This is a genomic window from Ulvibacter sp. 2305UL32-6 (assembly GCF_058148545.1).
The window spans coordinates 17,319-38,467 of record NZ_JBYVKA010000005.1 but is presented as its reverse complement, the minus strand read 5'-3'; the positions used below and the strand labels follow the sequence as shown (position 1 = coordinate 38,467).

Below are 21,149 nucleotides of genomic sequence, written 5' to 3'. Positions count from 1 at the left end.
CGTTTGGTATTGAATTGATTATCAAAGAATTCTATGAGTGGTAAAAACTACATGTTTTCATGTAGTCTTTAACTTACAGTATATAGTTAGCTTTGATAGTGAATGCGAGCTTTTCGTCGCTTTGATTATTATTAATGGTGATGCTAATGATCTTACCTTTGATATTATTTAAAGGAAATTCCATCGTTTCGAGCACGGTTTCTTCAGTGATTTGGTAGTATTCAAGGTTTTCGGTCTTTCCAGTTTTGCTATGTGCGCAGATCACAATGTTGGCCTGCGTAATTTGCAGCGGATTTGAAACTGTGATTAGTAATGATTCCTTCGGAATTAAGGAAGTAACATAAACACGTTTTTTACCTTTTTTAATGGCTCCTTTTTTCTCCTTTCCATTTAGGAAAAGCATTTTAGGAGTATCTTTTTTAAGGCTCATAGCCGATAGACCACCTAACGAACTTTTAAGATTGTCAAATTCTGCGATAATGGCATCTGGATCGGTAAGGGCTTGTTCCAGTGAAATCTTTTCAAAAAGTGAGTTGACAAGGGCGAGATCTTTACTACATTCCTGTGCGTTGATCACGGCTTGCATTGCAAAAAGCAAAATGATTAAAGTGAGTATATTTTTCATAATGAGGTTCTTTTGGTATTATTCTAAAATACTTCCGAAGAAAAAAATCGGCTTCCAACAAGATGCATTGAAAACCGATTTCTAATAATGCATTAACTAAATTAGTTGGCTGCTACTGCATTCATTTTGTATCCTACCTTGTTTCCAACTGATACGTTACGCAATTCAATTTTTAACGGACGACTTGAGTTTACTACAAAAATGTCGTTAGCCTCATTTTGCTCTAGCATTTCGCCAGCTCCGTTTTTTAAATTCCAACTGCTCCCTACTTTTTCCCACACACGAATGTTTCCTCTAGCTTTTCCACTTGTTCTACGAACAATGATTCGAGCTTTTCCGGTACAAGAAGCATTGGTGTAAATAGTTTTGTTTGTTTGTCCGTAAAGTGTTCCTGTTACGGGAGCTCCAGTTGTTGTGATGTTTCCGCTCATACCTTCAATCTTAGCTTCATAGCTAAAGGTGTTGGCAACAGATTGGTTTACTATTTGCACCTTAATGGTTTTTCCGTTGGCGTTATTAATGGTTCTAGTTTTCCAGCCTGAAGGAATTAGTTTCCCGTTATCGTATTCCATCGGGTTTGGTTGCATCTGCCCGTTAACTAAGATGTTAATTTGGGTTTCAGCTTTACCTCCCGTTTTACGAACACGTACGGTTACTTGATTTGAAGTTGCTACGGCTGATAAAACTCCAGGATTTGCCGAATATACTTTTCCTGTTTTTGATTTCAATACTCTGGCGCAAGATGATTGTGCTTGTGTTTGAAATGTGAATGCTGCAAAAATGAATGCGACGATTGTTAATTTGATACTTAATTTCATAATGTAAGGTTTAAAGATTATAATTTGATTATTATTTCTGGTGCTAAACTACAACCACATAATCATCTCTGTATCAAAGAATTCTGTGAGGTTTTAAAAATGTATGAAAACCCTTAGAGGCTTTTTTGATGTATAAAAAGCCCTCTGAGCCTTATGAAGTATAGGATATTTCAAGGATTTGTTTTTCTTCGGAATAAAAAAACCGCCTTACAAAATTGTTGGCGGTTTTAGATTAAAGATCGAAAAGGAAGGCAAGTCAATCTGTCTTCAGCAGTTCGTTTAGTAGGTTCTCAAAGTCGGTTCGTTTTTTTGATTTCACTAAAGTGGCTCTTTCCGAAGGCTCTTTTAACGCAATAATAGAAGTCATCATCATGCGTTTATTAGTGTGTTTTGATGTGTCGGCGAGTAATTCTAATGCTTTTTCTGAGATCGTTTTATACTCCTTTTTCGATAAGGCTACCGTAGCAGAATCACCACCATCATATTCGCCGGAAGAACTGTTTTCTTTTTTAATAGGAAGATAGCTTAGGGTGTCAGGGCTGATCGTGTACCTATTGTTGTTTTGATCAGTATAATAAATTATTGAATCCGAAGCAGGCATAGTACATTGTATAAGAAATCCGAGAAGGATCAGAAAAATATAGGGTTGTGGTTTCTTTTTCAAACTTTAGTTTTTGTAAAGTGCTTTACTCGTTGCCTCATATTTATCCCCTGAGGTCCACACAGGAGTAACCGGATCGTTACCAATCATACGCCCTGTCATCACGTAGGCTCTAAAAAATTTTTCTAAATAGTCATAATCCAAATTATCCGCATGATCACCGGGCCTGTGATAATACTTGGTCACATCGCCATTAAAAGCCGTGAATCCTAATGAAAACGTTGGAGCTGGGATTCCTTTGGCTGCAAAATGAACATTGTCACTTCGATCGAAGAGACCTTGTTCGGGCGCTGGATCATCAATAGCGGTGAGGCCAAATGCTGAAACCCCCGCCTTTATATTGGCAGCAGCGGTGGTTCGTGGCAACCCAATGATAGTTGCCAAAGAAGTATCATTGTATCCGCCATTATCACTGTTAAAGCAAAAAACCATTTGTTTTAAAGGTAATACAGGATGCTCAACATAATATTCACTTCCCAATAATCCTTTTTCTTCCCCCGTAAATAATATAAAAAGAGCGGAACGTTTGGTAGGGTATTTTGCGAGATTTGCGGCCATACTAAGCACGGTTGTTGTTCCTATGGCGTTATCGCGAGCGCCATTATAAATTGTATCGCCAGTTTCATCAGGCGTACCAACACCCACATGATCATAATGCGCAGAGTAGATGATATATTCATTTTTTAGAGTTGGGTCTGTTCCTTCTACAACGCCAATAACATTTTGTGTTGTGACACGCGATTTCTTAGCTGCATCTACTTGTATCGTTGCCAGCATATCGGTTTGCGGCTTCATCTTTTGAGTAAAACCTCCATTTGGATTTAGCGCCCAAATATGAGTAAAGCCATTCATTTTCTGAGAAGGATCACTCGCACCTTTTAACAAACTGAGTTTGCTTGAGTTGAAATCATGTTGAATAAAGTTCCAGATATTTTCATTCGTATCTACAAATTCTACGAGACCGGCAGCACCGGCTGCTTCAGCAAGTTCAGCCTTTTTTCCTCTTATGTCAAATGCATCACGGGTATCTTTGGTAGTTGGACTTCCAGCGTCAATAACAACCAATTTTCCTTTTACATTCGCTTTTGCATAATCATCCTCCAGGCCATAACCCATATAGATCGCATCACCTTTAAAATTTAATCCGGCCGGTTGGATAGCTACAAAATCGCTGTAGGTAATATTATTAATTTTCATGCTCATTTTTTGTGGCGGAGTCACCTTTTCCAGTTGAAAAGTCTGATAGTAGGTCCCATTTACCGGACTGGGTTTTACACCATATCCACGTAAGGTATTTGCCAAATATGAGGCGGCGATTTTGTTTTCCGGAGTTCCCGTTTCGCGACCTTTGAGTAGATCATCGGCTAAAAAATAAATTTGACCTTCAATGGTACTTTTATTTACTGTTTGGATCACTTTTTGTTTTTCTGTTTGACCAAAAAGGACTGAAAACGAAAGAAGAAATAAGCTAAAAAATGCAATTTGTTTCATAATTATAGGTATGGTTTTTTGATTTCTGAAGCTAGACGTAAGCGGAAAATCATTCAATAAATATAAGTAAAGTTATCCGACTGTGAACTGATTAAAATGTTTGCGCAGAAAATTAGCTGTATCTTTGCACTTCAATTAGGCATTGCACCACCTACATGGTGTCGCGCTACAAACAATTTTTATGTCATTTCAATCGTTGGGCCTGTCTGCTGCCCTGCTTAAAGCTGTAAGCAAAAAAGGATACACTACCCCATCTCCAATTCAAAAAAAAGCCATCCCAAAAATATTAGAACGCAAAGATGTTTTGGCATCGGCGCAAACAGGAACTGGTAAAACTGCTGGGTTTACCTTGCCTATGCTACAAATATTAAGTAGTGAAGCACCACTTCGCAATCGTCCTATCCGTGCCCTTATTTTAACTCCAACACGCGAACTGGCGGCACAGGTTCTAGAAGATGTAAAAACATATAGTGAATTTATCGATATTCGATCCATGGTGATCTTTGGAGGTGTTAACGCCAATCCACAAATTAAAACCTTGCGACAAGGAGTTGATATTCTGGTAGCGACTCCCGGTCGTTTATTAGATCTGGAAAATCAAAATGCCCTGTCTTTATCTAAGGTTGAGATACTGGTATTGGATGAAGCAGACCGAATGCTCGATATGGGTTTCCTGAGGGATATTAAAAAAATTCTGGCGCTTGTGCCAAAAAAACGTCAAAATCTATTGTTTTCAGCTACTTTTTCGAAAGAGATCAAACAATTGGCAAATAGCTTCCTTCACAATCCTGTGCTAGTGGAAGCAACCCCAGAGAATACAACGGTAGATAAAATAGATCAGATCGTTTATCGTACCAATAAGGCAATGAAAACAGATCTTGTGATCAAGCTTATTTCCGAAGGAAATTGGCAGCAAGTGCTCATCTTTACAAGAACCAAACACGGTGCAAACCGTTTGGCAGAAAAACTCGATAAGGCTGGGATCTCTTCTGCAGCCATCCACGGTAATAAAAGTCAGGGTGCACGCACAAAAGCACTTGCGGGTTTTAAAAGTGGTCGCGTTAACGTTTTAGTTGCTACCGATATTGCTGCACGCGGACTCGATATTCCGTTATTGCCTCATGTAATTAACTACGAATTGCCAAATATTCCCGAAGACTATGTACACCGAATTGGTCGTACAGGTAGAGCAGGAGCTAGCGGTGAAGCGATTTCTATCGTGAGTGTAGATGAAAATGAATATGTTCGCGGGATCGAAAAACTCTTGGGTGAGCGCTTGGAAAGTGAAGTGCTGTCAGGGTTTGAACCAACCGAATCTCTACATGAAATTTTAGAGAAAAAGGCTGAAAACAAAGCTCAAAATCAACGAGGAAGACAACAATCACGCAACAAAAAACCTGCTGGCTCTAAAGGACAAGGTAGAAACAATCGCAGTAGAAATAGAAGCTAATATTTGCTTAAGGAACATTTTTCTGCTTGTTGTAATTGTGTAATGTCAATTGCGTATTTGTCGTCGTTTTATCATCTAACACAATTTGGGTGCGTTTAAAATCACCTACAATAGTATCCAAATAAGTGCCTTGTGGTGTTTGTATTTCGTATTCAAAAAGAAGTGAAATATTTTCTTTTGCTATTATTGATTCCGAGCGTATAACATCAAACTTTTGAAGTGTTATTTCTTCCGAAGCAGGTATTGTCAAAGTGTTTGGAGCGATCTTATTCAGCAAGACCTCAGTACTTTCATTAAACTCTGGATGCGCTATTTGTAGTGTCAATAGATCGAGATAGTCTTGAAATTTTTGCTTTGCTAAAAAGTTGTAATCAAGGGCCATACGTGCGGTTTGATCGAGTGTTTCAATGGCCGGTGCGCTTTCGGCATCATTGATAGTCATAGTTTCCTCCATTTTACGGTTATTGCTACACGAAATGGTGATCAGGAGAAAAGCGAACAGCATTATTTTTTTCATTGAATGATAAATTTAAGTTTGGTGATCTTACCATTTGTATAGCGCTTATCCAAAATTTTAATATGTTTTAAACTACTGGTTGGGATCAACAGCTTTGCTATAAAATCATCTTTCGAGTAAAGCTCAACACCACTGTGCTGCGGGAATAATTGATAAATTTCTGCATCGGCTGCTATCAGTTGTCGCAGTTGCGTTTGTCGCTTTTGAACCTCGCCCGTGTTGCCATTGCTGTAGTATTGTAACATCAGCGCATAATCATCGGTTCTAACTGGTATGACGCTGTTTGCGTTCCCGTTGATGTGACGTATTATTGTGTCTGTTTTATGATAGGGTGATTGTATTACAAAATGAATGATCTCTTCCGAAGAAACATAAGTGAAACAGCCTAAACTATCGGTTTTTATATAAATAGGTGATAGGTTCTTTTGAAGGATCTTAATATCGATAGGGATTTGGGTGATCGCTTCTTTTCGATCCTCATCTATCATACAAAATTGGAAGGTATTATTTTTCTTTCGAAGGAAATACATTGTAAATAAAACGATTAGGAGTCCGCTAAAAATTAGCCATTGTGCTCTGCGTCTATTCTTCGGAAGGGTTTTTTGCGACTCGGAATGTTTTGCCTGAAAGGCATGCCAGTTTTGTTCTTCGGAATAAGTACAAAGCAAGTTGAGCATGTCAATACGCGGAAGCTTGGTAGGTTTGTTTTTAAAATAGGTGTAGAACCATTTTTCGCTCACCCGACCATTGGTTTTTGCAAACAGGTCTTCCTGAAAAGCAATAATATCTTCTCCTTTCCAATCACTAATGTTTTTTGGCGCGTGGTTTTTCTCCAAAAAAACACGCGCAACAGCCTGTTTTAATAAAGAAAAGAGATGTGAATCTGCTGCGTTCAAATGAATTTAAGGTGTTGAAAATAAGATGATTAAAAATTGTAAAATAGTTTACAATCGTTTTGCAATTGTTATACAAAGGGTCGCACGCTGCATTGGCTAGGTTTGTTTTAATAATTCTTAAAAATATAAAATTATGAAGACAAATGGTATGAAATCAATTGCTAAAATGGGGATGGTTATTTTGGTGTTAATCACATTACACGCATGTAATCAACAGGGAAGTTATAAAGAGTCTATGGCAATTTCTGAAGTTGATATAACCGATTCTTTCGAGGGAGCCGAAATGAGCCCAAGTCCTAATGTAACGACAGATGAACCTTCCCAATTTGTTCCGAAGGAACTTAAGATCATTAAAACTGCCAATGCTCGTTATAAAGTAGAGAACGTTAAGGATGCTACAAAAATAGTGAAGGATATCGCTACAGATTATGGTGGCTATATTTCCGACTTGCGTTTTGAGAATACTCTGTATGAAAAGCAAAATCGGTTTACTATCAAGATTCCTCAAGCTCATTTCGATGCCGTTATAGATTCAATTAAAAGCGTAGCGTTCTTTGTTGAATTCGAAAATATTAGCACCAAAGATGTTACAGAAGAGTATGTAGATATAGAAGCCCGCCTAAAAACGAAGCTTGAAGTTAAAGCGCGTTACGAGGATATTTTAAGACGAAACGCCAAGACCGTTGAAGATATTTTGGCAACCGAAGATAAGTTGCGTTTGCTCCAAGAAGAAATTGAATCTGCACAAGGTCGACTTAAATACCTAAGCGGAAAAGTTGCGTATAGCACCATTCAAGTTGATCTTTTCGAAACTGTAGAATATAAAGAGGAGCCTACAAGTTACGAGAAAAGCTTTGGCGATAAATCTAAAAAAGGATTTGCATTTGGGTGGGAAATAATAGAGACGATTGTCCTTTTTTGTATTCACATTTGGCCACTCTTTTTAGTTCTAATTGGGTTGTTATTTGTTTTTAGAAAAAAACTGCGTTAAACCTCATGGTATTTAGCGAAAAAAAAATATGCAGTAAGCCAGTTAAGTATGGATTACTGCATATTTCAGCTGTTTATTTTGGCGAATAAGACAAATCCATGCGCATATAACCATTGAGTTTGTCAACTCGAATAATGGAGCTTAAAAGCTTGTTGTAAATTTGATCGCGTTCGGCGCCAAGCAAGACCTTGTTTTCTTCGTATATGCGTGCATACTCTGCTGCGTTTTTGGCAGAAATTGAAACGATGATAAACTGCCCTGGAGCACCAAATCCGCTGCGATATACGCGGTAGTGTTCTGGAGAGTTTTTCTTTTCGTATAGCGCCTTAAACTGTCTGGCCATGTCTAACAGTTTGTTGTAGTTTTGAGCTGTAGAATACCAAAATTGAAGTTCCCTAAATTCTTGGCCTTCTGTAATGACTTGTAGGCCGTTTGGCATATATGAAAGCTCTGGGTCTAGATGAATAATATAATCACTGTGGGAGTCGTAACAACTGTCAAAATTTTCAAAAAGAGCATCAAATTCTTCGGCTCCCATTTTATTTTCTAAGACCGAAAACCGACTCTTATCTAGATCGGCCATGTTGGAAATAGGAGATAGGTGAAAATAGCGCAGGTCTTCAGTAGAAACGGTAAACCAATTGGCTTTTTGAATATTGTATTTAGCACAATTTTCTGCTAAAGATTCACAGTATGCTTCATATTCAGCGACTTTGGCGGGATAAACAGGGTCCTCATGAACCCAATATGCCTGTGATTCGGTATTAGACTGTGCTAAAAGAACTAGGGGAGAACTTGCCGCAATAACGAGCAACAACATAGAGGTGAATTGAAATTTCATGATAAAAGTGTGTTATTTGGTTTGTAGCGGGTAAATTTGACTTCCGAAGAAAGCAAACTTAAAATAGTGAGAATCACCCTAAAAGTTAGTGATGTGGCATCCCATTGCAAAAATTATAATTGAAGGCGTTTAGTTCTTAGCGCGAAACATCTTTTTTGCGGGTACAATTCTTACCTAAGATACGTAAAGTTTTGGATATATGATTTTTATAAGAGTACGGATCACGTATTAGAAAAAAATCGTTAAAATTTTATCAGCTAATTCGAAAGGGGAAAAAGGCGGATGACGGAAGATCCAGGCTTTGGTTATTGAGAACGAAATATGGATAGTTTATATTATTTAAAACTAAGGCCTAATACCCAGCCTTCAAATATTTTTTCTCGCAAAAATGCCAAGTCGGAAAGTGTTGTCTTACTCAATCTCAATTCTACTCATAACCAACACCTACAAACGCCACCCAATGTGTTTCTGAGGCTGGTGCTGTATGTCCCATGCCAATATCAATTACTTCAATGTGCGGATCGGTAAGACTCGAACGGTAATCGACAAGAGTTCCAAAGAGTGGTTCTCCATAAAGTTTTTGGTTTAATTTATTTGCGGTTAGGAGCCCGAAGGGCACAGAATATCTGCCACACCAGGTCCAATTGTAAGATTTGTAATCATTTGGGTTCACAGTAAATAGATTGAAAGTTCTTATTTTTTCTTCGGAAATGGGATCTAATAAACAAAAGTCAATAATACGTCTGTCTTTTTCAAGCGCTTTTTTATTGCCTGCTTCATCAACTCCAAAAGGAGCCAAATCGCCCCCTCCCCAGTCTGTATTTCCGTAGTGGATGGCATCATTAGAAATTACGATGGCTATGTCTTTGCCATACGCCAGATTCTGCAATTTCAATTGTTGCGCCAAAACGTTTGAAAGGTCTTCGGAAAATCGCTTCATATCCTCAAATTTCATAAATGGAACTAGTATTGGTACAATTTCCACTTGCGGATTCATTTTCTGAAGAAAAGGTGTTATGGCTTCCAATGAATGTTCTAAAGCCATCATTGAATCATGAACGATAAAGGTATTGGCATGAAGCTTTGCGATCAACGAATCGCGAAGGGGTGAAATTTTAATATGTCCATTGGGAGCATTCCAATAGGTGTTGCTGTCAAAGATAAGTTTGTCTTGTAGGTCAAAATTTGTAGCGCGATGAGCGACACCTATCAATATAACCGTTTTAGCCTTAATACCTTTAAGTGTTTTGTAGAAAAGTCCGCCAGCATACGCATAATCATCGTGCGGAGAAATAGCTGCTTTGTATGTTGCTGCTATAGGTGTTTTGTCTTCAGCGGCAATTCTGTCGATAATACTGTCCAGTTGCCAAGAATATTGAGCAAACCCAATAGTATCTTGAATGGGTCTAACTGTTGCAAAACTGATTCCTTGGCTCTCAATTGCATTGTATGTTTTGTCTTGCTTGCAAGCAAATAAAAATAACGAAGTAGTAAGTAAAAGCAATGTTATTTTCATGATAGGAAGATACAAATGATTATTCATGCTTCAAAGTTTAGACTTTCCTCATATAACTTTCATTAAAACCCACTTGCTTTCCCTTTGGCATATCATTATATTTGCAATCCGATAAAAATCATTCAACATGTTTAATAATTTAAGTGATAAGTTAGATAAAGCGCTCCACGTTCTTAAAGGTCACGGTAGCATAACAGAAGTTAATGTAGCCGAAACACTCAAAGAAGTGCGCCGTGCATTACTTGATGCCGATGTTAACTTTAAGATCGCTAAAGATTTTACGGCTCGTGTAAAGGAAAAGGCCCTAGGTCAGGATGTACTTACTACCTTACAGCCAGGGCAGTTGATGGTCAAGATCGTAAAAGACGAGCTTACGGAGCTTATGGGGGGCGATGCCGCGGGAATTAATTTACAGGGTTCTCCATCGGTCATATTAATGTCGGGTCTTCAAGGTAGTGGTAAAACTACTTTTTCTGGGAAGCTGGCTAATTATCTGAAAACCAAAAAATCAAAAAAACCATTATTGGTAGCCTGTGATATCTACAGACCAGCAGCGATAAATCAGTTGCATGTAGTTGGTGATCAAATTGGAGTTGAGGTGTATTCGGAAGAAGGCAATATGGATCCGGTAGCCATTGCAACCAATGCTATTGCGCATGCCAAGGCCAACGGACATAATGTGGTTATCGTCGATACCGCAGGTCGTTTGGCTGTAGATGAGCAGATGATGACCGAGATCGAAAATGTTTATAAAGCGATCAATCCGCAGGAAACACTTTTTGTGGTCGATTCGATGACAGGGCAAGATGCTGTTAATACTGCAAAGACATTTAACGAACGTCTCGATTTTGATGGAGTTGTACTTACCAAACTAGATGGTGATACTCGAGGTGGTGCTGCTATTTCGATTAAATCTGTGGTAAATAAACCGATCAAGTTTATTGGTACAGGTGAGAAGATGGATGCTATCGATGTTTTCTATCCAAATCGTATGGCAGATCGAATTCTGGGGATGGGAGATGTTGTTTCCTTAGTTGAACGTGCTCAAGAACAATTTGATGAAGAAGAAGCTAGAAAACTTCAGAAGAAAATTGCTAAGAACCAATTTGGCTTTGATGATTTTATAAAACAAATACAGCAGGTTAAGAAAATGGGGTCTATGAAAGATCTTGTAGGAATGATCCCTGGTGCTGGAAAGGCGCTTAAAGATGTTGATATCGATGATGACGCTTTTGTACATATTGAAGCGATTATTCATTCGATGACACCACATGAGCGCAGTACACCTTCAGTGATCAATGGACAAAGAAAAAAACGTATCGCAAAAGGAAGCGGTACTTCAGTTACTCAAGTAAACCAACTACTGAAGCAATTTGACCAAATGAGCAAAATGATGAAGATGATGCAAGGCGGCGGTGGTCGTAAGATGATGCAGATGATGGGGAAAATGAAATAAACAAGAGCGTTTGTTTCGCCTAAGTGAACGGTTGCAGTAAACGGTTTGCAAAGGATACGTTAATACACTTCATGATAAATAATCCTAATACGTTTAATGTTGAATAATTGTCTTTTGACTGTCAACTAAAACTGAAAACTGAAACTATGACTATTCTCGACGGTAAAAAAATATCCAACGATATTAAAGATGAAATTGCTGCGGAAGTTGCAAAAATGAAAGCGAACGGAGAGAAAGTGCCGCATTTGGCTGCGGTTATCGTGGGTGATGATGGTGCAAGTTTGACGTACGTTGGAAGTAAGGTTCGTTCCTGCAAACGTGTAGGGTTTGAATCGACAATGATTCGGTTGCCGCACACGACCAGTGAAATTGAATTGATACAAACTATTGAAGATTTAAATCAGAACGATGAGATCGACGGCTTTATTATTCAGTTACCGCTTCCGCCGCAGATCAACACACAAAAGGTATTGATGTCGGTTGATCCAAGTAAAGATGTTGACGGATTTCATCCTGAAAACTTTGGAAGAATGGCACTGGATATGAGTACATTTATTCCTGCAACTCCATTTGGGATCTTAGAATTGCTAGAGCGTTATAATGTAGATACTAAAGGAAAGCATACCGTTGTAATTGGCCGAAGTCATATAGTGGGGCGGCCTATGAGTATCTTAATGAGCCGAAAAGGTTGGCCAGGAAATAGTACGGTAACCTTAACACATAGCAATACAAAAAATATTACACAAATTACGAGTCAGGCAGATATTATTATTTCTGCGTTAGGTGTGCCTAATTTCTTAAAGGCTGAAATGGTTAAGGATGATGCCGTGATCATTGACGTAGGTATTACGCGCGTAGAAGATGACACACATCCAAAGGGTTATGTAATTACCGGGGATGTAGATTTTGAGAACGTAAGTAAAAAGGCGAGTTTTATCACACCCGTTCCAGGCGGAGTTGGCCCTATGACTATTGCTATGTTATTGAAAAATACATTACTTGCTAGAGAGCAACGCGCTAAATAATATTAGATACCTTTTCCTTCGGAAATCTTCCAATCGAGATAGCGATGGAGATCAGTTTCTATCCAGCCAACCCCAATAGACAATATTGCGATATCGTCTAAGTAACCGATGCCAGGTATAAAATCAGGTATAAGATCCATAGGGTTTAAAACATAGAGCAAAGCCATAACAATGGTTGCAATTGTAAACCAAGGAACGTTTTGATAGGCTCCTTTTTTGATATCTTTTACCATACCCAACATGATTTTTCCTAGTTCAAGATACTTGGTCAAAGAATTGGCCCCGGCTAGCTTTTTCTCTATAGCTTCTTGGTTGTCAAGAAGAATCTCAACATCACCGTCTTCCACTTTTGAGACCTTTTCGCCCACAAATTTTTCGTCGATTAGACGTTCTAATTTGGTTTTATCTTTTTCTGTTTTTTTGTTTTTTCCGAAGCGCATATAAGCAGTTTTACGTAAAGATAGCAGAGAATTTATTTAAAGTCTTTTAAAATTTTGTTATAAATTCTATAATTCTTCTTCCTCCTTTACTGGCACAGGCTTGCCATATTCCTGGCGATATATACGTACAACAACAATAAACAGGCTTATTAACAAGGGTCCAAAAATAAGTCCGATAAACCCAAATAAAGGTACGCCAACAATAACGCCTATCAAGGTAATAAGCGGGTGTACGTTATCAATTCTTTTAAGCACATAAAGACGGATAATATTGTCGGTTGATCCTACCACTACCAAGCCATAGATAAGAATTCCCCATGCTTGAAAGCTATCGCCTGAAGACAAGGTTAAAATAAACACAGGCAGTATTCCAATGAGTGTTCCCACAAAGGGAATCATAGATCCTATGGTTACAATAACAAACCAAAAGAAAGGATCTTCAATGCCAAAGATTAGGAATCCAATTAAGGCAATGATACCTTGCGCAATGGCAACCATCGGAATTCCTAATGCATTTGACCGAACCATATTTTGAACCTCTTTCCCAATGGTTTTGAGATTTTCACGGTTGATAGGAATATACTCATATAAAGATTCACGAAGCATTTTACGATTAGTGAGCATGTAAAAGAGCATAAAATACATTAGTCCTACAGCGATAAAAACATCGAAAGTGCCGCCGGCAAAACTTTGTAGGTTTTCAGAAACCCAGCCTGAGATAGCACCAACATCAATCTGGGAGCTAAGATCGTAGTTTACTTTTTGTTCAAGTGTTGATATTTGTGACTTTAAAGCCGTTAATACACGTTCACTGTTTTGAGTTGCCTCACCTATCTTATTTCCGAGCATAAAAATAATACCCGTTACTGGAACTAAGATTCCTATAAAAGAAAGAAGCATGAGTAAGGTCGCGGCAAGATTAGGTTTCCAACGTTTCCGAAGCAATTTAGCCATCAGAGGTCTCATTATAACATAAATGGTGATGGCTCCTAAAACACCCGATAAATAGGGTAGAAGCTCTCTGAATATGAGAATGCCCATAAAGAGGATGAGCAACAAAATAAAGAGTTGTCGGATGATTTTTGGCGAAATGCTATCTTTAGACATAGTTAGGTTGCGAATAATTGATCAATATTTTTAAAAGCTTTAAACTCTAAAGCGTTTCCCGAGGGATCTTTGAAGAACATGGTCGCCTGTTCACCGGTTTGACCCTTAAACCTTAGGTAGGGCTCAATGATAAAAGTAATGTTTTTTTCCTTGAGCGCTTCGGAAAGTTTCCAAAATGTATTCATATCTAAAACAACACCAAAATGTGGAATGGGAACATCATGTCCATCTACAGGGTTGCTGCTTTCTTCAGAAGAAGTCGTGGCTTTTATGTGAAGAACCAGTTGATGTCCAAAGAAGTCAAAATCTGCCCAATGATCGCTGCTTCTGCCTTCGACACACCCTAGGATGTCACGATAAAATTTTCTGCAAGCCGACAGATCGTCTACAGGAATGGCCAGATGAAAAGGTCTTAATGTGCTCATAAGTAATGTTTAAATAGCTTTTCCTGTTAAATAATGTATGCTAACTGTAGCGAGTTCATTATTTGGAAATTTAGAAAAATAATCAGGATTTGAATGTAATCCAATTGATTCGATCACGCTTTCAAAAACTTCCAATTCAACAATATATTGATCAGACAATCCATGTGTAGCATCATAGGCAGTGGCAGCTGTTTTACCCAAATTTTTTGAAACAAGTGCTGGTTTTAAGGTGTGCAGCTCAATTAGGAGTAGTCCAAATTTATTAATATAGGGTACCCACTTACTAAAGTGTTCACGGAGGTTTTGTTCTACTATAGAGTTACTTAAGCGCTTGCCTCTGCTTACAAAAGCACCAGAAGACGTACTTCGCGGGATGCTTTCAACCTTTATAGGGTCGCTCCATGGTCTGTTATGATCTAAAAACGTACGTACATTTAGTAGATCAGAAAGATCGATCTCATAGCTGCTCTGAATATCTTCTTCCAACTGCTTTGGATCGCCAATGTCACCCCAGATTACCTTTGCCCAAATGTCTGCCTTGACCAAATTAGCCCGCGTGACTTTAAGGGCGGTCTTGTTATAATCTACCCCTACAAGGAATAATGGATGCTCTTCCAGTATTTGTCCGCGTTTGGTTCGTTGTTCGATCACTTCATATAGATGAATAAGAAATGCACCATTTCCACACCCCATATCTAAAATGCCTTTGGGTTGTTCGTCAATAGGTTTATTAAAGAGAGCGATAACGATTTCATCGATCTTTTTAAAATATGCCGCGTGTGCACCACCGCTTCCCCAAACGTTCATTTCTCGATCTACATGAATTTCTGTCGCTTGTGGAAGGGAACTACGCAGTATGTTCGCATTTCCGAAGACCAATTCATCTACACGCCGAAATGTAGGAATATACGATACGGTCACGCCGTAAGCAGACGATCGTCTTGCAAAGAAGAGTCCTTTGTTAGTAAAACGGTAATGATCGTTTTTTTTGCTGAACCACCCTAGGAAGGTGAAAAAGTCAAGGATCTTGCTAAAACTCACTGGATCTTCGTGAAACTCATCGGCGCTAAAAGAGGCTTCCATAAAATATTTGTGGAACATTCCGTCCATGCCAAGAAAGACCGTCATTGGGCCCACAAGAACCCCTTCAATATGTTTTTCAATTTGCGCTTCTATGGTATAAATTTCTTTTTCTTCGGAAGTGGGCGCATAGGCTTTTGAAACGTACTTTTTGTAAATTTTATCGAGCACTTGAAATTGCTCAAGATCAAATTTCCGTGGATGAAATGCTTCCGAAATCTTCATAAAGTGCACTACATCAGCATATCTCGAAATATGTTCAAACGCAATGGCGCTCTTGGTATTTGTTGAAATCATGACAAGATCCTGCTTATTGTCAACTTCATAATCGATCCATCCTTGTGATGCTATAACGCGTAGCGCAACATTAAGATATCCTTCATTAGTGTTAGATGCTTCGGAAAGTTGAAGTGTCGAAGCAGTTTTCTTAGCAAGTAAAGTGTCTAAGAATCCATTTTCCTTTAAAGAAAAAGCAATAGGAGCAACGGCAATTCCATCGAGATGACGGAAGAGTTCTTCGCGGTAGGTATTTTTTTCAGTGGCGTTAAGCATAAGGCAAAGTTCTAATAATTAACTTTCCGCACTAAGGTATAAAAAAACCCTCCACATTTGGGAGGGTTTAAGTTTTTGTTATTCTTCAGTTTCGGCAGGCTCTTCTAAATCCCAGCCAACCATAAAATATTTAAACTTAGCCGTTTCGGGGATCTGTGTGGCTTCGACTTTGGCACTGTAATTATAACGAATATCCTCAGGAAGTTCCTTTTTATCGATCGTAATATAAACATCACTATTCTTTAAAAAGACCACAACACTATTGATAGCATTTTCAATGCCCGCAATTTCGTAGTTTGCTTTAATGTCTTTAAAGGTACTGTTTTTGTTAAGCCCTTTTTCTGTAGTAAAGCGTTCGTCAAAGATCTGAATATAGGTAATAGGTGATTCTGGATCTCGTTCATCATCTGGAGAGATCAGAAGAAGCTTTTTACCTCCTTTTTCGTAGATCTCAACCTCCCCTTGCGTACCTATTGCGTCTACACTGGGATTTAGTTTTACAATAGAATCTTGAGCAAAAATAGAATCGAGTTGTTTCATTTTGATCTCTTTGGTCAAATGTCCAATAGAGCCATTGGTGATCGCAAATGGATCTTTATCTTTTCCGCATTGTACAAATAAGAGGCCGGCTAAGGCAGCAATAAAAAGGGTCTTTTTCATATTTATAATTTACTTTATTTTTTTAAACTTTAATTGAAATGTATTTAGCGTAACATTTTTCCTAGAATACCTAATACACTGCGTATTACCGTAGGGCTTGTTAATGTTTTTACTAAGGTGCTTTGGGTAGAACTGCTTCGTCTTCTTGAGGTTGATCGTCTGGATGAACTACTAGAGGCAGCTTCGCGTTCTTTTTTTGCTTTTGCCTTTACTTCTTCTTGATCGGCAATTTCAATTTTTTTGTTAAGCATTTCATAGGCACTTTCTCTATCAACAACCTCATTGTATTTATTAATGAGTTTTGATGAATCTAAAAGATCTTTAAGCTCGTCATCTTCCAAAACGTCCATACGACTCATTGGAGCGCGTAGCATGGTGGCTGCCAAAGGTGTAGGAATCCCTTTTTCGTTTAATGCTGAAACCAAAGCTTCACCAATACCTAAGGAAGTAAGAACTTCATCGGTTTTATAGTAATCGGAAAGTGGGTAGTTCTCTGCAGTAAGTTTGATCGCCTTTCGGTCTTTTGCTGTAAAAGCACGAAGTGCATGTTGTATTTTTAGCCCTAATTGACTCAATACATCATCTGGTACATCGGTTGGATTTTGTGTTACGAAATAGAGTCCGACACCTTTTGAACGAATCAATTTTACAATGCTTTCAATCTGGTTTAGTAAGGCTTTGCTAGCTTCGTTAAAGATGAGGTGGGCTTCATCAATAAAGATTACCAATTCGGGTCTGCCACTGTCACCTTGTTCAGGGAAGGTTGCATAGATCTCTGCAAGTAAGCTCAACATAAAAGTTGAAAACAGGCTGGGTCGATCTTGAATATCTGTAAGGCGAAGAATGTTAATATATCCCATGCCTTCTTCATTTACACGTAAAAGATCATCGGTATCAAACGATTTTTCTCCAAAAAAGAGATCACCGCCTTGTTGTTCTAATGCTACGATCTTACGTAGAATAGCCCCTGTTGATGACGGTGAAATTTTCCCGTAGTCTTTAGAGAATTCGGCTTTTCCTTCTTGGGTTGTATATTGTAATATCTTTTTAAAATCTTTAAGATCGAGTAAAGGCAGCTTATTATCGTCACAATATTTAAAGATCACGGAGACGATTCCTGCTTGGGTTTCACTTAGGTCTAAAATTCGAGAAAGCAAAACGGGTCCAAATTCACTTACCGTTGCACGCATTCGCACACCACCTTGATCTGAGATAGATAAAATTTCCACGGGGAATGCCTTTGCCGTAAATGGAAAGCCAATTTTTTCATGACGTTCGTCAATTTTGGCATGTCCCGGACTGGCTTGGGCGATCCCGCTAAGATCTCCTTTCATATCCATCAATAAAACGGGAATACCTTTTTCTGAAAGATTCTCGGCTAAGACCTGAAGAGTTTTCGTTTTTCCAGTTCCTGTAGCTCCCGCAATTAAGCCGTGACGGTTTAATGTTTTTAAAGGAATTCGCACTATAGCATTGGTAACGGTTTCACCATCGAGCATTGCTGCTCCAAGATCTATTGCATCGCCTTTGGTTTTATATCCTTCATTGATGTAGTTAAAGAAATCGTCTTTATTTGCCATAGTGGAAATTTTGGTTAAAAATAACAATTGTAGTCAAGCTATTGAAATATTACGTATTTTAAATTTTAGAAATACAGCCTTTCCATATTAATAATAAACTATGAAATTATACGCACTTCTCTCTGTTTTGTTTTTCTTCGGAATGCTAAGCTGCGACGAACCTGCCAGGAGTGAAGAAGCACAACATTCTTCCGAAGCAATTCGTCAGAATAACAATCCGATTTTTCACAAGTCGCATGAGCCAAAAAAACAAGGATCACCTTTTAGCGATGTTGTGCAGGTTGGAGATCTATATTTCTTATCGGGTCAGATAGGCATGGATCACGATACACGCGAGTTAGTATCTGGAGGTATTAAAACTGAAACAAAACAGGCTTTAGAAAACATTAAAGAAGTATTGGCACAGCATGATCTCAAAATGACTGATGTGATCAAAGCCACCGTGATTCTAGATGATATAGATGATTTTTCAAGTTTTAATGCTATATATACTACTTACTTTCCGCAGAAACCAGCAAGAACTACATTTGCTGTTGAATCTTTAGCGCGCAATGCTAAAATTGAAATAGAAGTTATAGCCGTAAAATCTAATTAATCTATTTTTTCAATATAGAAGTTAGATGCTTCGGCTCCTCTAAAAGTTACTAAGTTACCGTTTGCCGCCTGTCGTACTCGAACACTTACAACATCACCCCCAGAGAGTTCTAATATTTCGTTTAAATGAAGCGAACTAGTATCATGATTATTAGTTTCGCGCATATAACCTGTACTTGCAAAAGTTCCTACTTGCAGCGTATTTACTGTAAAATAGGCTTCGGGTGCTTTCCTACTTCCACTACTGGAGCTCTGAATAGATATGTTGCTAATTAGTTTATACCGACCAGTTTCTGAAATTGTTATTTCATCAGTATTGGGGACATATAAAGATGTGTTGTCGTTCCAAAGTTCAGTTGTAAATAAGGGGGCATTCACTCCCCCCGTTGTATTGAGATTTGCGATAGCTAATGCATCGTAGGTATATTTTGCAGATTGTAGCGTATTGGAAGTGACAGTTGCGCCAGTTTGGATTGCAACCCAGGCAGGCGTTATAGTCGTACCTCTATTATATTCTAGCGTCTGCGAGTCGCTATTAAATATGATCAAAGCATTTGCAGGAGTAAGAAGCGAGGCACGATCACTATTGTCAAGTCGCGGTAATAATACACCGGTATTATTTGATTCTATCTCTAAAATAGCTGAGTCGTCAACTACTGTGGTTCCTACACCAACTTGAGCAAATGTGCTCAAGCTGATTAGGAATACCGGGGCAAAATAGGCTAAGAATAATTTCATTATAATATTTTTTCTATATAGATATTGGATGTTCCTGCCGAGCGTAGATTTACAGCGCCTGAGTTAGCAGATCGAACAATACCCACTGTTAAAATTTGATTTGCGCTTACCTCAATAATTTCCCGAATATGCAAAGAAGATTCTTCGTGACTATTGGCACTTCGCATATAACCTGTAGATCCATAAGATCCAATGCCTGCGCCATTCAATTCTATTCTAATTTCGGGAGCATTTCTATCTGTTGTGGTTGCATTTTGTAAAGATGCATTTACAATGACCTCGTAGCGTCCAGTTTGAGTGATGACTACTTGGTTTCCGCTAACAACATAGAGCGCTGTATTATCATTCCAGTTATTTGTTCCGAAGAGCGGTAGATCTATTGAGGAGGCAGGATTTACATTTGTTGTCACGTCGTTATTAGAATATTTCATTGAGTCACCAATTATTGCGGCAGCAACGGGAGCCGCGCTAAGGGCTTGCCAGATAGGTGTTGCAGGAGTGTTCGTGTTTAATTGAATCCGATCGGTATCTGTATTATAAATTATGAGTCCGTTAGCAGGGCTCAGAATCGCGTCTCTTTCTGTGGTAGTCATTCGGGGTATAAGTACACCTTTGTCTGTAGCGCTAACATCTAGTACGGTTGATACATCTGGTGAGGATGTTCCAATTCCAACTTGGGCCGAAGCCAGTAATGGGAATAATAAAAGGCAGATAATGTGATATGTATGTTTCATGAGGGGAAAGAAATTTTGTCTTTAGTTTTTTTGAGATCGTTATTTTTTATGGAGCTTACAGTTTAACTCGTTAATAAAATTGTCAATACTTTCTATCTTGTATTAGTATTTTAAATTGAGAGCAAGGTACTCTCAATTTACTACTGCACCAACAGATCATTGGTGTTTATAGAACTATTTACTGTATAGCCATCTGGATTCGTTCCCCAAGTAAAATTCATAAAATCACCACCAGAGTTTTCGTAATACCAAAACTCAATACTGTGATTTCCAGCAGATAAATTTACGGAGGCAGATGCAATTGATCCGGGGCCCTGATCTATCCAATCTTCCAAAATTAGCATGTTGTCAATATAAATTCTCGATCCGTCATCAGAATCTGAATTAAATGTAAAACTCCAGGTATTTTGAACACTTAGTGTGGCTACAAAACGTAAAATATAGCCTTCGTCATTAGAGGAAGGATCTGCCGCTGCGCGCGCTGCATCGTTTAGAGGGCCAGCGTATCTTCCGGCAGTTGTAGGTACACGTAAAGTACGAGGGTTATCAATATTGGGCTGTGAAACACTTGCCGTGTCCCATGCGTAATATTGAGCTCCTTGCGTGCCTTGTAAATTAGTTACTTCAATAATATCTCCGTCGGCTTCAACACCTAATAAATAAGTTTGAGAACCTCTAATACTACCTGTTCCGTAGGCGGAAAATCGAACGGTGCCTCCATCGACATCTAATTGAGCTTGAGGGCTTGTAGTGCCAATCCCTACTTGGGCTGAAGCCATTAAGGGAAATAACAAAAAGCAAATAAAATAATACGTAATTTTCATTAGAGGGGAGATTAACATCCCAAAGGTAATTGCTACTACGTAGTGATTCCAAGTTTTGTAGGGCAATTCTCTTTTTAAAATACGTGTTTTCGTTGACATTGGCTTTTTACCGATGAACTACCATGGGT

General features: G+C 38.5%; 22 protein-coding genes. 5 read left to right on the top strand and 17 right to left on the bottom strand.

Features of this window, described 5'->3' with window-relative positions; genetic code table 11:
* Positions 1-73: 73 nt before the first annotated feature.
* The 4 genes from ACY2RU_RS15065 to ACY2RU_RS15050 form a co-directional block, all read right to left on the bottom strand.
* Positions 74-625 (bottom strand): hypothetical protein, encoded by a 552-nt coding sequence (locus tag ACY2RU_RS15065; RefSeq protein WP_490139312.1) that lies wholly within the window; start codon positions 623-625, stop codon positions 74-76.
* A 101-nt stretch (positions 626-726) separates the two neighbouring features.
* Positions 727-1,443 (bottom strand): hypothetical protein, encoded by a 717-nt coding sequence (locus ACY2RU_RS15060; RefSeq protein ID WP_490139311.1) that lies wholly within the window; start codon positions 1,441-1,443, stop codon positions 727-729.
* A 256-nt stretch (positions 1,444-1,699) separates the two neighbouring features.
* On the bottom strand, positions 1,700-2,107 hold the full coding sequence (locus ACY2RU_RS15055) for a hypothetical protein (protein WP_490139310.1): 408 nt from the start codon (positions 2,105-2,107) through the stop codon (positions 1,700-1,702).
* A gap of 3 nt (positions 2,108-2,110) precedes the next feature.
* Complete coding sequence (locus tag ACY2RU_RS15050) at positions 2,111-3,595, bottom strand: M28 family peptidase (protein WP_490139309.1); 1,485 nt, start codon at positions 3,593-3,595, stop codon at positions 2,111-2,113.
* Positions 3,596-3,776: 181 nt separating this feature from the next.
* Between ACY2RU_RS15050 and ACY2RU_RS15045 the strand changes: the two genes are divergently transcribed.
* Entirely contained in the window at positions 3,777-5,045 is a 1,269-nt protein-coding gene (locus ACY2RU_RS15045) for a DEAD/DEAH box helicase (RefSeq protein ID WP_490139308.1), read from the top strand.
* Positions 5,046-5,052: 7 nt separating this feature from the next.
* On the opposite strand, the gene ACY2RU_RS15040 is transcribed toward ACY2RU_RS15045, so the two are convergent.
* Positions 5,053-5,562, bottom strand: coding sequence for a hypothetical protein (locus tag ACY2RU_RS15040; RefSeq protein WP_490139307.1), 510 nt, complete (start codon positions 5,560-5,562; stop codon positions 5,053-5,055).
* The gene (locus ACY2RU_RS15035) at positions 5,559-6,458 is read right to left on the bottom strand and encodes a hypothetical protein (protein WP_490139306.1); all 900 of its coding nucleotides are present in this window, start codon (positions 6,456-6,458) and stop codon (positions 5,559-5,561) included. Before ACY2RU_RS15035 ends, ACY2RU_RS15040 begins: the two co-directional genes overlap by 4 nt.
* Before the next feature lie 133 nt (positions 6,459-6,591).
* On the opposite strand from ACY2RU_RS15035, the gene ACY2RU_RS15030 reads away from it, so the two are divergent.
* A complete protein-coding gene (locus tag ACY2RU_RS15030; protein WP_490139305.1) occupies positions 6,592-7,449 on the top strand; it encodes a DUF4349 domain-containing protein in 858 nt (285 codons plus the stop codon).
* A gap of 73 nt (positions 7,450-7,522) precedes the next feature.
* Here ACY2RU_RS15030 and ACY2RU_RS15025 read toward each other — a convergent pair whose 3' ends face one another.
* Both ACY2RU_RS15025 and amrB read right to left on the bottom strand, forming a co-directional pair.
* Positions 7,523-8,290 carry a hypothetical protein gene (locus tag ACY2RU_RS15025; RefSeq protein WP_490139304.1) on the bottom strand — a complete coding sequence of 256 codons (768 nt, stop codon included), beginning with the start codon at positions 8,288-8,290 and terminating at the stop codon, positions 7,523-7,525.
* Positions 8,291-8,717: 427 nt separating this feature from the next.
* Positions 8,718-9,833, bottom strand: coding sequence for an AmmeMemoRadiSam system protein B (gene amrB / locus ACY2RU_RS15020; RefSeq protein WP_490139303.1), 1,116 nt, complete (start codon positions 9,831-9,833; stop codon positions 8,718-8,720).
* Between the two features lie 100 nt (positions 9,834-9,933).
* Here amrB and ffh point away from each other — a divergent pair, with 100 nt between their 5' ends.
* Together ffh and ACY2RU_RS15010 are read left to right on the top strand one after the other, a co-directional pair.
* A complete protein-coding gene (ffh, locus tag ACY2RU_RS15015) occupies positions 9,934-11,262 on the top strand; it encodes a signal recognition particle protein (protein ID WP_490139302.1) in 1,329 nt (442 codons plus the stop codon).
* Positions 11,263-11,408: 146 nt separating this feature from the next.
* Positions 11,409-12,287: a bifunctional 5,10-methylenetetrahydrofolate dehydrogenase/5,10-methenyltetrahydrofolate cyclohydrolase gene (locus tag ACY2RU_RS15010; RefSeq protein WP_490139301.1), complete on the top strand. Its 879-nt coding sequence runs from the start codon at positions 11,409-11,411 to the stop codon at positions 12,285-12,287.
* Positions 12,288-12,289: 2 nt separating this feature from the next.
* Here the strand turns inward: ACY2RU_RS15010 and ACY2RU_RS15005 are convergent, their stop codons facing one another.
* The 6 genes from ACY2RU_RS15005 to ACY2RU_RS14980 form a co-directional block, all read right to left on the bottom strand.
* A complete protein-coding gene (locus tag ACY2RU_RS15005) occupies positions 12,290-12,727 on the bottom strand; it encodes a YkvA family protein (RefSeq protein WP_490139300.1) in 438 nt (145 codons plus the stop codon).
* Between the two features lie 66 nt (positions 12,728-12,793).
* The gene (locus ACY2RU_RS15000; protein WP_490139299.1) at positions 12,794-13,834 is read right to left on the bottom strand and encodes an AI-2E family transporter; all 1,041 of its coding nucleotides are present in this window, start codon (positions 13,832-13,834) and stop codon (positions 12,794-12,796) included.
* Positions 13,835-13,836: 2 nt separating this feature from the next.
* Positions 13,837-14,259 (bottom strand): VOC family protein, encoded by a 423-nt coding sequence (locus tag ACY2RU_RS14995; RefSeq protein WP_490139298.1) that lies wholly within the window; start codon positions 14,257-14,259, stop codon positions 13,837-13,839.
* 9 nt (positions 14,260-14,268) lie between these two features.
* On the bottom strand, positions 14,269-15,891 hold the full coding sequence (locus tag ACY2RU_RS14990) for a class I SAM-dependent methyltransferase (RefSeq protein ID WP_490139297.1): 1,623 nt from the start codon (positions 15,889-15,891) through the stop codon (positions 14,269-14,271).
* A gap of 78 nt (positions 15,892-15,969) precedes the next feature.
* Positions 15,970-16,551, bottom strand: a complete 582-nt coding sequence (locus ACY2RU_RS14985) for a hypothetical protein (protein ID WP_490139296.1) — start codon at positions 16,549-16,551, stop codon at positions 15,970-15,972.
* A gap of 44 nt (positions 16,552-16,595) precedes the next feature.
* Entirely contained in the window at positions 16,596-18,131 is a 1,536-nt protein-coding gene (locus ACY2RU_RS14980; RefSeq protein ID WP_490139295.1) for a helicase HerA-like domain-containing protein, read from the bottom strand.
* Positions 18,132-18,231: 100 nt separating this feature from the next.
* Between ACY2RU_RS14980 and ACY2RU_RS14975 the strand changes: the two genes are divergently transcribed.
* Positions 18,232-18,726 (top strand): RidA family protein, encoded by a 495-nt coding sequence (locus tag ACY2RU_RS14975; protein WP_490139294.1) that lies wholly within the window; start codon positions 18,232-18,234, stop codon positions 18,724-18,726.
* On the opposite strand, the gene ACY2RU_RS14970 is transcribed toward ACY2RU_RS14975, so the two are convergent.
* The 3 genes from ACY2RU_RS14970 to ACY2RU_RS14960 all read right to left on the bottom strand — a co-directional run bounded on the left by ACY2RU_RS14970 (position 18,723) and on the right by ACY2RU_RS14960 (position 21,120).
* The gene (locus ACY2RU_RS14970) at positions 18,723-19,463 is read right to left on the bottom strand and encodes a phage tail-like protein (RefSeq protein WP_490139293.1); all 741 of its coding nucleotides are present in this window, start codon (positions 19,461-19,463) and stop codon (positions 18,723-18,725) included. The two genes, ACY2RU_RS14975 and ACY2RU_RS14970, sit on opposite strands and share 4 nt — an antisense overlap.
* Positions 19,463-20,197 (bottom strand): phage tail-like protein, encoded by a 735-nt coding sequence (locus ACY2RU_RS14965; RefSeq protein WP_490139292.1) that lies wholly within the window; start codon positions 20,195-20,197, stop codon positions 19,463-19,465. Before ACY2RU_RS14965 ends, ACY2RU_RS14970 begins: the two co-directional genes overlap by 1 nt.
* A gap of 140 nt (positions 20,198-20,337) precedes the next feature.
* Positions 20,338-21,120, bottom strand: coding sequence for a PA14 domain-containing protein (locus tag ACY2RU_RS14960; RefSeq protein ID WP_490139291.1), 783 nt, complete (start codon positions 21,118-21,120; stop codon positions 20,338-20,340).
* Positions 21,121-21,149 lie beyond the last annotated feature (29 nt).